General features: G+C 55.9%; 13 protein-coding genes and 1 pseudogene. All 14 read left to right on the forward strand.

All coding sequences use genetic code 11. From position 1 onward, the window contains the following. Positions 1 to 323: 323 nt before the first annotated feature. A complete protein-coding gene (locus Thiowin_RS19285) occupies positions 324 to 2,036 on the forward strand; it encodes a BCCT family transporter (protein ID WP_328984588.1) in 1,713 nt (570 codons plus the stop codon). Beyond that, positions 2,033 to 2,986 carry a glycine betaine ABC transporter substrate-binding protein gene (locus tag Thiowin_RS19290; RefSeq protein WP_328984589.1) on the forward strand — a complete coding sequence of 318 codons (954 nt, stop codon included), beginning with the start codon at positions 2,033 to 2,035 and terminating at the stop codon, positions 2,984 to 2,986. The genes Thiowin_RS19285 and Thiowin_RS19290 overlap by 4 nt, the downstream gene beginning before the upstream one ends. A gap of 5 nt (positions 2,987 to 2,991) precedes the next feature. Next, positions 2,992 to 3,687, forward strand: a complete 696-nt coding sequence (locus tag Thiowin_RS19295; protein WP_328984590.1) for a S1 family peptidase — start codon at positions 2,992 to 2,994, stop codon at positions 3,685 to 3,687. 146 nt (positions 3,688 to 3,833) lie between these two features. Next, the gene (gene idi, locus Thiowin_RS19300; RefSeq protein WP_328984591.1) at positions 3,834 to 4,406 is read left to right on the forward strand and encodes an isopentenyl-diphosphate Delta-isomerase; all 573 of its coding nucleotides are present in this window, start codon (positions 3,834 to 3,836) and stop codon (positions 4,404 to 4,406) included. Positions 4,407 to 4,506: 100 nt separating this feature from the next. Further along, positions 4,507 to 5,010 (forward strand): ubiquinone anaerobic biosynthesis accessory factor UbiT, encoded by a 504-nt coding sequence (gene ubiT / locus Thiowin_RS19305; protein ID WP_328984592.1) that lies wholly within the window; start codon positions 4,507 to 4,509, stop codon positions 5,008 to 5,010. 239 nt (positions 5,011 to 5,249) lie between these two features. After that, complete coding sequence (gene gmd / locus Thiowin_RS19310) at positions 5,250 to 6,335, forward strand: GDP-mannose 4,6-dehydratase (RefSeq protein WP_328984593.1); 1,086 nt, start codon at positions 5,250 to 5,252, stop codon at positions 6,333 to 6,335. Between the two features lie 327 nt (positions 6,336 to 6,662). Continuing rightward, on the forward strand, positions 6,663 to 7,772 hold the full coding sequence (locus Thiowin_RS19315) for a glycosyltransferase family 4 protein (protein WP_328988127.1): 1,110 nt from the start codon (positions 6,663 to 6,665) through the stop codon (positions 7,770 to 7,772). A 104-nt stretch (positions 7,773 to 7,876) separates the two neighbouring features. Next, a complete protein-coding gene (locus tag Thiowin_RS19320; RefSeq protein WP_328984594.1) occupies positions 7,877 to 8,932 on the forward strand; it encodes a glycosyltransferase family 4 protein in 1,056 nt (351 codons plus the stop codon). 152 nt (positions 8,933 to 9,084) lie between these two features. After that, a complete protein-coding gene (locus tag Thiowin_RS19325) occupies positions 9,085 to 9,849 on the forward strand; it encodes a glycosyltransferase family 2 protein (protein WP_328984595.1) in 765 nt (254 codons plus the stop codon). Between the two features lie 176 nt (positions 9,850 to 10,025). After that, a pseudogene (gene rplU, locus Thiowin_RS19330) lies at positions 10,026 to 10,328 on the forward strand (50S ribosomal protein L21); the annotation flags it as partial. 98 nt (positions 10,329 to 10,426) lie between these two features. Then, complete coding sequence (rpmA, locus tag Thiowin_RS19335) at positions 10,427 to 10,690, forward strand: 50S ribosomal protein L27 (protein ID WP_328984596.1); 264 nt, start codon at positions 10,427 to 10,429, stop codon at positions 10,688 to 10,690. Positions 10,691 to 10,737: 47 nt separating this feature from the next. After that, positions 10,738 to 10,974 (forward strand): DUF433 domain-containing protein, encoded by a 237-nt coding sequence (locus tag Thiowin_RS19340; RefSeq protein WP_328984597.1) that lies wholly within the window; start codon positions 10,738 to 10,740, stop codon positions 10,972 to 10,974. Then, positions 10,971 to 11,411, forward strand: a complete 441-nt coding sequence (locus Thiowin_RS19345) for a DUF5615 family PIN-like protein (RefSeq protein ID WP_328984598.1) — start codon at positions 10,971 to 10,973, stop codon at positions 11,409 to 11,411. Before Thiowin_RS19340 ends, Thiowin_RS19345 begins: the two co-directional genes overlap by 4 nt. Before the next feature lie 54 nt (positions 11,412 to 11,465). After that, entirely contained in the window at positions 11,466 to 12,545 is a 1,080-nt protein-coding gene (cgtA, locus tag Thiowin_RS19350; RefSeq protein ID WP_328984599.1) for an Obg family GTPase CgtA, read from the forward strand. Positions 12,546 to 12,548: the final 3 nt, after the last annotated feature.

Raw genomic sequence — 12,548 nt, forward strand, 5'->3', positions numbered from 1 at the left:
TTAGATATCGGCCCCGCATTGCGAATCAAACCTGTCGCACATCCGAAGCGGACCATCAAAGGCCACACTTCAAACTTCACACTTCAAGCTTCAGATCACAGCCCACTTGGGTTAACCTGACGCATGATCCGCATAGCTGGCGTCCGCGGGCCAGTTTCCGCCCGGTCTCACTAAGATGATCGAATGGCGGCTTGCGATCACTGCCCCTTGAGCCCGTCGCATGCGTGCATTCTGGGCTCTGTCTCTCATCGCGCTGATAGCTGCGCGCCCGCGACGGCCGTGCTGGCCCAGTCGCGTGTCAATCTGCCAAAAGGTAACCGGCGATGTCTGATCACGCCTCCAATCCTCCAGCACATCCGGATTCTTCGCCACCTACCGGCCCGGATGCCTGGTTCAAGCTTGATGTTCACCCTTGGGTGTTTTTTATCTCGGCGGGACTCATTGTTTTCTTTGTCCTCCTCACCCTGTTTTTTGAAAGCCGCGTCGATGACCTCTTCGCCCAGGTGCAGAGCGCGGTATCCACCTACGCCGGCTGGTTTTTTGTCGGCACCATGAATGTCATTCTTATTTTCGTGGTTACCCTGCTGCTCGGGCGCTTCTCCGCCATTCGCCTCGGTGGCGAGGGAGCCAAGCCGGAGTTCTCCAACGCCGCCTGGTTTTCCATGCTGTTTAGCGCCGGCATGGGCATTGGGCTTCTGTTTTACGGCGTTGCCGAGCCCATGTTTCACTTCGTGGCCTCACCCCTGGCCGAACCGGGCACTCCCGAGGCGGCGCGGGTGGCCATGGACTTCACATTTCTGCACTTCGGGCTACATCCCTGGGCGGTTTATGCTCTGGTCGGTCTAGCGCTGGCCTTTTTCGCCTTCAACAAGGGCCTGCCGCTGTCGATCCGCGCGGTCTTCTACCCCATCTTTGGTGAGCGCATCTATGGTCCCATCGGCAATGTGATCGACATCATGGCCACGGTCGCGACCATGTTCGGCGTGGCGACATCCTTGGGGCTCGGCGTGCAGCAGGTCAATGCCGGACTGAATCATCTGGTTCCGGCCATTCCACAGAGTGCCCTGGTACAGATGCTGCTCATCGCAGGCATCACGGCGATCGCCACCTGGTCGGTGGTGCGCGGGTTGGATGCGGGTATAAAATTCCTTAGTCAGCTCAATGTGGTCATGGCTTCCGCGCTGATGATTTTTGTGCTCTTGTTTGGCCCGACACTCTTTATCCTCAATGCCTTTGTCGAGAACATCGGCATTTACTTCCAGCACTTTCCCTCGCTCAGTACCTGGAACGAAACCTACGACAACACCGAGTGGCAAAACGGCTGGACGGTATTCTATTGGGGCTGGTGGATCGCCTGGTCGCCCTTTGTCGGCATGTTCATCGCGCGCGTCTCCTACGGACGCACCATTGGCGAGTTCATCGCGGGCGTGCTGTTGATTCCGACGCTGATCACCTTCATGTGGCTCAGCACCTTCGGCGGCGCGGCACTGGAAATTGAAATGTATGGGGCTGGCGGCATCGCCAAGGCAGTGCAGGACAATTTACCGGTCTCGCTGTTCGTGCTGCTGGAGAACTTCCCGCTCAGCGCGATCAGCTCGATACTGGCGGTGATCGTCATCATTACCTTCTTTGTCACCTCGTCCGACTCCGGCTCCCTGGTCATCGACATCATCACCGCCGGCGGCAATACCGAGCCGCCCAAAATCCAGCGGATTTTCTGGGCGGTGATGGAGGGCCTGGTGGCCGCGACCCTGCTATTGGGCGGCGGACTGGTCGCCTTGCAAACAGCGGCTATTTCCACCGGCCTGCCCTTCGCCATCATTTTGCTTGGCATCTGCTGGGCACTCTACAAGGGGCTGCATGAGTACCAGACCGGCCAGTCCTTCTCGGTGTCGCTCAAGGACAACACCGTACAGAAATTCAGCACCCGCGCGACGCGCAAAATGCCGACCTTCGGGCGCCGGCAGTTCTGGGTTGGGCGGCCGCATCAGGGGCCAGCCGTGCGTCCGCGCCCGGTCACTGGAGGAAAATCATGATCAGGCTAACCAAGAGCTTTCCCCGTCGCTGGCTGACGCCCCTGGCGCTATTGCTGACGAGCATCCTGGGCAGCGGTGCCATCCAGGCCGCCGAGCCGGTGCGCATCGCCTATGTCGACTGGTCCTCGTCCGTGGCCAGCGCCAACCTCATCTGTGCCGTGCTGCGCGAGCGCCTGGGGCAGGATTGCCTGTTGGTGGAAACCACGGCCGAGAACATGTGGCGCCAGGTCGCCGATGGCGAGGCCGATGCCCTGCTGTCGGCCTGGCTACCGGATACTCACGCCGAGTATATGAGCCGCTATGGTGACGAGCTCGACGACCTGGGCCCCAATCTGGAAGGCACTCGCACCGGGCTGGTGGTGCCCGATGTGAATGTCGGGCGTCAGACCGGGGCGACCGGGGCGCGCACACCACGACTGATGCCGGCTGAGTCCATCGCCGATCTGGCCGCGCATCGGGCGCGCCTCGGCGGGCGCATTATCGGCATCGACCCCGAGGCCGGCATCATGGCCGCGACCAGGCGCGCCCTTGAGTCTTATGGACTCACGGACTTCCACCTCAGCAGTGGCTCGGAGCAGCACATGACCCAGGCCCTGTCGGATGCCATCGCACGCAAAGGCTGGATTGTGGTCACTGGCTGGCAACCACACTGGATGTTCGGGCGCTGGTCGCTGCGCTTCCTCGATGATCCCAAGGGCATCTATGGTGGCACAGGTGCCATCCACACCATGGCACGCAAGGGACTCAAGGCCGACAACCCCGAGGCCCATGCTCTCTTGGATAACTTCCATTGGACAGCGGAGGAGATGGAGCAGTTATTGGTCTGGAACACCCAGGGAGATCAAGACCCCTACCTGCAAGCCCAACGCTGGCTGCTCAACAATCCCAAGCAGGTTGGCGCCTGGCTGCCTGCTTCCACCCAGGCGTCCACCCAAGCGCAGGAGGACTAACCCAAATGCTGCAAGGTCTCAGCCAAAAATTCCGTGGCGGCTGCATGATGCTGCTGCGCGACGACGGCCAGCAGGTGGCCTTTCTCGGCACCGCCTTTCTGGTCGACTCCAAGGGCTATCTGCTCACCGCCGCGCATCTGGTCAATAACCCGGAGAATCTGCGCGTCGCCCCGACCGATGCCGGCGATGGCTTTATCCCCATGACCTTTGACCGTGTCGCGGCCATGCCGGTGCGGGTCTCCCAACTCGACGCCGCGCATGGCACCGCGCTGCTGAAGCTGGAGTTGGAGGAAAACATCGACATTGGCGTGCCGGATGATTTTCTCGGTACCGCCGAGAATGTCCGCCCCGGGGCCAGCATCATGAGCCTGGGTTATGCCTTTGGCCATGATCAGCTGCACACCATTTTGACCGTCGGCGGCTTCGTGGCGGCCAAAATCTTGACCCCCAACGGCACCAATCTAATCCTGTTCGACAACATGGCGCAGGACGGCGATGTTGGCGGCCCCCTGGTGCATGCGGCCGATGGGCACATTGTCGGCCTGGTCAGCGGACGTTTCGAGCCAGCCGAGGTGGCGCGCGGGAGTACCGAGTGGGATCGCAAACCCCCACGCGATACCAATATCTCCTATGCCGTGGCCATCGACTATGGCATCGCGCTGATGGAGAAAGAAGGCCTGCACGAGCAGGTTGCCGGCTAAGGCAGGGGCGCAATCGCGCGGTGCCAATTGATCCGCCGCGCGATTGCTGCCAATCTATGCCGATGGCGATAATATCCAGACGGCAACCAGACAACATCAGGCGCGGCTGAAGCCGCTCCCACACGAACCGGCATAATGAGGTAGGATTGAGCACTCCCCGTACCGTTTCCTTTGATGACGAACCCCTGATTCTGGTGGACTCCGCTGACCAGGTCACCGGCTATCAGAGCAAGGCCCAGACCCACGCGGGCGCTGGGATGCTGCATCGCGCTTTTTCAATATTTCTATTCAACCCCCAGGGCCAGGTGCTGCTGCAACAGCGCAGTGGCGAGAAGCCCCTGTGGCCGCTGTATTGGTCCAATAGTTGCTGCAGCCACCCGCGCCGGGGCGAGAGTTACCAGGAGGCCATTCACCGCCGCCTGCATGAAGAGTTATCCGTGGATACCGAACTGGAGTTCATCTATCGGTTCGAGTATCACGCGCCCTTCGGCGATATCGGCTCGGAGCGGGAACTCTGTTCGGTCTATCTTGGCCGCCTGAGCGACGCCCAAGGCATTGACCTGAACCCCAACGAAATCGCCGACTGCCGCTGGTTTGGCCTGAACGAAACCGACGCCCTCCTGGTCGATGAGGCCGACCGGGTCACGCCTTGGTTCATCATGGAATGGCGGCGGCTGCGCGAGGACTTTCCAGACCGCATCGAGCGGTTGATCAGCTGAAAACCTTCCGACCCAACCACCCCAGTCAAGGGATCCAGACCACCGCAACGGACCCCATCCGACCCAACCAGATCAGTCGAGGCTGGCCAGATCAATCACCATGATGTCTTTACCCGTGCAAACCCAATCGAGCGAAAAATCCCCCACCATTCCGCGTCTGTTCACCTGGCCACTTGGTCTGGTGCCGTCGCGATTGCAAACCGGTGCCCTCACTCAAATCCTAAACCGTCTGTTCGCGCCCGAACTGGCCGACGGCGAGCTGGATTTTCTCGACGAAAAAGTCATGCGCATTCGTGTCGAGGATGTCGGCTTGGAATACCGTCTGACACTCAGCAACGCCAAACTCAGGGCCGCCCGCCGCGAACAGGCCGAGGACTTGAGCATCGAGGGCAACACCTACGAGTTTCTGTTGCTCGCCACCCGCCGCGAAGACCCTGACACCCTATTCTTCAACCGCCGCCTGCGCCTCGGCGGCAGCACCGAACTGGGGCTTTATGTGAAAAACTTCCTCGACGGGCTGGAACTCGAGCCGCGCCTTGGCCCGCTGCTGAAGGTCATGGAGGGCGCCACTTCTCTGCTCGGGCGCATGGGACGTTCCAATTAGCTAGATCCCTCCGCAGTTCGCAACCATCACCACGGCTATTCTCTAGTCTCAGTAATGATGCAAGCATTAACGATACCGGGTAGGTTGGTTTAAGCGATACCTGTCCAGCTTTCCTCAATACATGTTGCATCTCTTCTTTAACAAGCGACTGCTACCGAGCTCTTTTGTCACAATATGTTTGCATTAGAAAATGCAACCTGAACCACAACACTATCACAGAGCATTTAATTATAACCGCCATGAAAAAAGCACTCATCACAGGGGTAACCGGTCAGGATGGAGCTTACCTTGCTGAATTGTTATTAGAAAAAGGTTATCAAGTTCATGGAATAAAGAGAAGAAGCTCACTTTTCAACACCGACCGTATTGATCATTTATATCAAGGCCCTCATGAGACGGGACGACGCTTCATTTTGCATCATGGGGATCTGACCGATTCATCCAGCCTTATCCGCATCATGCAGCAGGTTCAGCCAGATGAGCTCTACAATCTGGCTGCGCAGAGCCATGTGGCGGTGAGCTTCGAAGAGCCGGAATATACCGCCAACTCGGACGGGCTCGGTACGCTGCGTTTGCTTGAAGCAATCAGAATTCTTGGACTTGAGCAAAAGACCCGGTTCTATCAAGCATCGACATCAGAACTTTACGGCCAGGTGCATGAAGTTCCTCAGACTGAAACAACGCCCTTCCATCCCCGCTCACCCTACGCTGTGGCGAAGCTTTATGCCTTCTGGATCACCGTTAACTATCGAGAGGCTTATGGCCTGTTCGCCTGTAACGGCATTTTGTTTAACCACGAGAGCCCTTTGCGTGGTGAGACCTTCGTCACCCGCAAGATCACCCGTGCGCTAGCACGCATTAAGCTCGGCATGCAAGAACGGCTGTATCTGGGTAATCTGGATGCCAAACGGGATTGGGGCCACGCACGTGACTATGTCGAGATGCAGTGGCTGATGCTTCAACAAGAAAGCCCGCAAGATTACGTTATCGCGACAGGAACGCAATATTCGGTTCGTCAATTTGTAGAAACAGCAGCCCAGTCCATTGGGATTGAAATTCGGTGGCAAGGCCATGGCGTGGAAGAAAAGGGCTTCGACTCCAACAGCGGCGCCTGCATTGTCGCGGTTGATCCGCGTTACTTCCGTCCAGCCGAGGTCGAGACCTTGCTCGGCGATGCCACTAAGGCCCGCACCGAGTTGGGCTGGTCTCCTCGCATTGAGTTTAAAGACCTAGTTGAAGAGATGATGCGTGAAGATCTAAAAGAAGCGGAGCGCGATGCGCTCTGCTCTAGCGAAGGCTATCGTGTGCTTGACCGCCATGAGTAAGGCATCCGCATCGCCTCTTGCCATTACCCGGCTGACTACATGTCGGTCTTCGCTGCGTATCCATGTTAGTCAACTAATTCGCGCGTAAGAGAGATTTATTTCCGCCTTTCTCGGACTGGTCATCGACATACTAATACAAGACTCTCGGGCCTTGATCATAATCCGCGTCACCAGAACTCGCCGCTTGCGGAAACAAACCATCCTGACCTGTCAACATCAAGGCGGAAGCCCAGACTGCGCTTGGTGCCGTTGCCTTTGGCTCGATTTATCATCAGGCCCAAGGGAAGATCCGCACTAAGTCCACAATAACAAGCCCGCTTGAAAGATATGTTGATCGGTCTGGATGGTCGACCTTTTTATGGTCCTTCCGCAGGGACTGGCCGGTATGTCACGGCCCTTTGTCTGACGCTAGATAAGATATTTCCTGATGCGCGCTTTCTCGTCTATGCCAATCGACCCATAAATCTGCCCGTCAACAGCTCGCGCTGGAATCAACGAAAAGACCATCTTGCATTCGCTCTACCAATGCCCTCGGCACTTTGGTATTTTTCCCGCACGGGTTATCTCGCTAGTGAAGATAAAGTTGACCTTTTTTGGGGATGTGCCAACTTCTTACCCCCCGGATTACCCGCAAGTATTCCCGCAGTACTCACTATCTATGATTTTGTATTTAAGCTATTTCCCGAAACACTGAATATTAAACATCGCTTGGTATATTATCTTTTTTTTAACTATAGCCTAAAACGTGCCAATCGTATCGTTACGATTTCTCAAGGCACCGCAAACCGATTGCATGAACTCTATGGATATACCACAGATGCGATTGTTCGTCCCGCTTCTGATCTACTTATCGCGCCGCTAGACTTCAGCCATACACTTGAATTGCTTAAAAGCTATCGAATTAATTTCCCCTATTTTCTTTCTGTTTCGACACTGGAGCCGCGCAAAAATTTGATGGTATTGATTGACGCCTTGGCTCAATTGACTGTCGAAAACCAGTTTCAGACGATTGGTCTCGTCCTCGTCGGTCAGCAAGGATGGCGAAATCGTAAGTTACGCCGCAAAGTACTCGATGCCCAATCCAAAGGGCTACCTATCATTCAAACAGGTTACGTTCCCGACAATGACCTCGCTGCCCTTTATGCTGGTGCGTTGGCTGTCGTAATGCCATCCTTGTATGAAGGTTTTGGACTTCCAGTCCAAGAAGCGCTTCGCTATGGGGTTCCTGTAATTTCCTCTGACATACCCGAAATGCGTGAGGCTGGTGGTTCAAGCGCCATCTATGTACCGCCGACTATTGAAGGCATAAAATATGGACTCGTCAAAATTGTGAGCGGCATCGGAAACAAGCAGAATGTCTCAGTCACGGAAAAGGAAAACTGGACTTGGAATGATGAGGGTGAGAAATTTGCCGCGTTGCTAGCTCATCTTGCATGACTGATAAAGTTGGGCCTTAAGCAAGGGTTTCACTACTACGAACAATGAGAATTAGCATTGATTCAACTGGATTAGGTGCAGCAAAAACTGGCACGGCGGTTTACTTGAGCGAGATTCTTCATGCGTGGAATTTGAATCCTAAGCTAAAACACCAGTTCGTGATTTTTGCGACACCGAACGCCTTGTCGCATCTCAAGCAGCTTGATCTCGATAACAGATTCCGATTTGTATCCGCCCCCAACAATCGATTTATTCGTATTTTATGGCAACAGTTCGCACTACCTTTGTGGATAAAGGTCTTGGGTGTCCATGTCCATTGGGGACCTGGATTCATCTTACCTCTATTGTCGATGCGACCGATGGTGGTAACCATACACGACATGACCTTTCAGCTTTTTCCCGAGGTTCATGAAAAGGTAAAACGATTTTACTTTCCCGTCATGATGAAGCTTGCAGCACGCAAGGCTCGCGCGATCCTTGTTATTTCGAAGTCGACCGGTGACGATCTTCAGCACCTTATACCCAACACTAGGGGAAAAATTCACATCACCTTCTTGGCGGCTCGAGATTTCAGCAGGGATCCTTGTCGGATTGACGAAAAACGAACCAGTGGAGATGGCTACGACTATATGTTGTTTTTGGGGACTCTGGAACCACGAAAGAACCTTGTTCGACTGCTCTCTGCTTGGTTGGCAATTGACGATCATGTGAGGGGACTGACCAAATTGCGTGTTGTTGGCGCAACAGGATGGATGGCAAATGAGATTGATCGGCGGTTCAAGAATTCCGCACCAATTGAGTTCCTTGGTCACCTTGACGATGGAACTCTTGTACAACTTTTGCGTGGAGCCAAGGCGTTTCTTTATCCATCGCTTTATGAGGGCTTTGGTCTTCCCGTGGTAGAGGCAATGTCCTTAGGCGTTCCCGTCCTGACCAGCAATATTGGTGCGACTAAAGAAGTCGCAGGGAACGCGGCTTTACTGGTTGACCCAACAAATGAAACGGAGATTAAACGTGGTTTGATTAGGCTACTGTCTGAGCCTCATCTTCGAGAAACATTAGCCGAATCTGGCCGAAAACGCTCCAGTCAGTTTTCTTGGGTTAAAACAGCACGAGAAACAATGGCTGTTATCGAGAAAATTCACGATGAGAGATTGTAGAATCTAACACGAGTTGCGTAGATTGCCAATGATGCAAAAGAGTCGGCGCATAGCTATGTCGCTCGTGCTTCAGACAGAATCCCTTTGTGGTCCAAGATGCCGCGTGTCATTGTTGGATTTTCTGCCAACCGCAGATAAATGAGAGCACTCCATTGAATTACCCTCTCACGAGCAATGTGCTGGTGTCTATTGTCAGTCACAATCAAGATTTCTTAGTAGCAAATCTACTGGAAGATCTTTCCAAACTTGAGACTTCAATTTCCATTCTTGTTACTGATAATCTCCCACCCACTGATCAATACCCCGTGGAGGGCACCAGCCGAATCAAGCGTAAAACAAATAGGATGCCTAAGGGGTTTGCCGAGAATCACAACTCGGCCTTTAGCCATTGTGGCTCGCCCTTTTTTTGTGTCGTCAATCCTGATGTTCGGTTTCTCACCAACCCATTTCCGCAACTGCTTGACTGCTTTGCGGACCCTCGGGTTGGCGTGGCGGCTCCCTTGGTGCTGGCATCATCGGGTAACCTAGAAGATAGCGCGCGTTCTTTTCCGACCCCTCGGCAATTGCTGGCAAAGTTTTTGCGCATTAAAATGGATATCAGTCATAATACAACTCGGCATCCCGTTTTGGTAGACTGGGTAGCTGGGATGTTTATGCTCTTTCGAGCTGAAGCGTTTCGTGATGTCGGGGGCTTTGATGAGAAGTTTTATTTGTATTACGAAGATGTTGATATCTGCGCTCGTCTTTGGCGCGCCGGTTGGAAGGTGATCTATTATCCTGGCATTTCGATTATTCACGATGCCCAGCGGACCAGTCGGCACGATCCGCGCTATATGCGCTGGCATGCCACCAGCATGCTCCGCTACTTCTGGAAACATTACGGACGATTGCCGAAACGGTCTGACCCCCTAACCTAAAGTTCGCTGCGAGCATTGGTGTGATGCGCCATCCTGGTGCGTCTCGAAGCGGCTGGAAGCCGCTTCTACATCCTCAAATACAACCAAATTTGAAATAGCTAGGGTTTGACGCAGGGTTATCTTCTTAGCTATACTGCGCGGCTTACTTGAAAAACAGCATGCTTGAGGAGCCACACATGTACGCCGTGATTCGCACCGGTGGCAAACAGTATCGCGTCGCCGAGGGCGACAAATTGCGCGTCGAGAAGCTCGTCGCTGACGAGGGCGCGGAGATTACCTTTGATGAGGTCATGATGCTGGCTGACGGGGATCAGGTCCAGGTCGGCAAGCCCTTTCTGAGCGGGCAGCAGGTTCGGGCGGAGATTCTGAGCCATGGCCGCGGCAAGAAGGTCAAGATCATCAAATTCCGCCGCCGCAAGCACCACTTGAAACGTCAAGGGCACCGCCAGTCTTTTACCGAGGTGCGCATTACCGGCATCGGCGGCGCCAGCAACGCGGCCAGTGATCACCCGGCTGCCGTGTCCGCGCCGGCTGAAGCAGCCGCCGCCTGACCGACCGATTTTTTTGGAGAACTTTCATGGCACACAAAAAAGCAGGCGGCAGTTCGCGCAACGGCCGCGATTCGGAATCCAAACGCCTTGGCGTCAAGCGCTTTGGCGGGCAGGCGGTTAACGCCGGCACCATTATCGTGCGCCAGCGCGGCACGCGCTTTCACAATGGCGAGAACGTCGGACTTGGGCGCGACCATACGCTCTTCGCGCTGGCCGACGGTCTGGTGCGTTTTGATGTGAAGGGCCCTAAGAACCGCAAGTTTGTCAGCGTGCAGCCGGTTGCCGGTTAAGTCCGCGCCTAGCGGTCACTTGTATTGGTCGCGAGCAGGAAAGCAATATGCAATTCCCCGAAATGGACCGCATCACCATCGATCCGCGGGTCATGGGCGGAAAACCCTGTATTCGTGGCATTCGCATTACAGTCGGTACCATAACGGGGCTTCTTGCTTCAGGCGAGACCGTGGACAGCTTATTGTCGATCTACCCCTGTCTTGAAGCTAGGGATATTTACGCGGCGCTTGCTTATGCTGCATGGCGTTTTGAAGAACAGGATCTCCCCCTGCAGGTTGCATGAAACTCCTGCTGGACCTGCTGGACATGAATATCCCGGAAGTATGGGAGCCATATCTGCGAAAAGCTGGGCATGAGGCGATCCACTGGAGTCGGATTGGAGATATTCGAGCCGAGGATGCTGTGATCATGGATTGGGCGAGGCAACATGAGCACATTATCCTCACCCATGACCTCGACTTCGGTGCCCTTCTCTACCTTACCAAGGCACGCGCGCCCAGCGTTCTGCAGATTCGTGCGGAGCACATCATCCCAAGAGTGATGGGTGAATCGGTTCCAACCGCGTTGGAATCAGCAAAGATCGCCCTGGACGCTGGCGCGCTCGTCACAATCGACCCACGACGTCACCGTGTTCGTGTTTTGCCGCTACCGGGCCAGGCCGATAGCAACACGGCGACGGAAGGGGTTATCGAGACCCGCGACAAGGGCGTCGGGATCTAAGCCGATACGGACGCGATGCTGGCCGATAGTCACCGGTTCCTGGACAGTTAACCCATGAAATTTGTCGACGAGGCCGTGATCCGGGTCGAGGCCGGCGATGGTGGCGCGGGTTGCGTGAGCTTTCGGCGCGAGAAGTTTATCCCCAAGGGTGGGCCTGACGGGGGCGATGGGGGCGATGGCGGCTCGGTTTTTCTGGTCGGCGACACGGGTCTGAATACCCTCGTTGACTTTCGCCATCAGCGGGTGCATCGCGCCGAGCGCGGCCGGGCCGGCATGGGCCGCAACATGAGGGGCCGATCGGGCGAGGATTTGATCATTCCGGTGCCCGTGGGCACTCGGGTGCGGGACGAGGAAACCGGCGAGTTGCTGGGCGAGGTCTTGCGGCCTGATGAGCGGCTGCTGGTCGCCCGTGGCGGTTTTCACGGCATTGGCAATGCCCGTTATAAATCCAGCACCAACCGCGCTCCCCGTCAGTCGACGCCTGGCACCCCGGGGGACAGGCGCGCACTCGCCTTGGAGTTGATTTTGCTGGCGGATGTCGGCCTGCTTGGGCTGCCCAATGCCGGCAAATCGAGTCTGATTCAGCGTCTCTCCAGCGCCAAGCCCAAGGTGGCGGATTATCCCTTCACTACCCTGTACCCCAATCTCGGGGTGGTGCGCGTCTCCGAGCGTCGGCATTTTGTGATGGCCGATATTCCAGGGCTGATCACCGGGGCATCCGCGGGCGCCGGGCTTGGCATCCGCTTTTTAAAACACCTGGAACGCACTCGCCTGCTGCTGCATCTGATTGATATCGCGCCGCTCCCACGGATGCCTTCCCCCGCCGAACAGGTGCGCACCATTGAGCAGGAGTTGGTCGCGTTTGAGCGCAACCTGAGCGCTCGCGAGCGCTGGCTGGTGCTCAACAAAATCGATCTTATCGAGGAGGCCGCGCTGGCCGAGGCTCGCGCCGAGCTGTGCCGGGCGCTGGATTGGACTGGTCCGCTGTTTTGCATTTCAGCCGTCACCGGCGCCGGCACTGGCGAATTGACCGCCGCGCTGATGCAACATCTCGAACAGCACCAGGTCGCACACAAAGACCTTTCCTCGCCAGAGAGCACTTCGGCCGAGGATGCCTGGCATCCGCTTGACTAGGCT

Origin of the sequence: Thiorhodovibrio winogradskyi, from assembly GCF_036208045.1 — a bacterium.
Lineage (GTDB): Bacteria > Pseudomonadota > Gammaproteobacteria > Chromatiales > Chromatiaceae > Thiorhodovibrio > Thiorhodovibrio winogradskyi.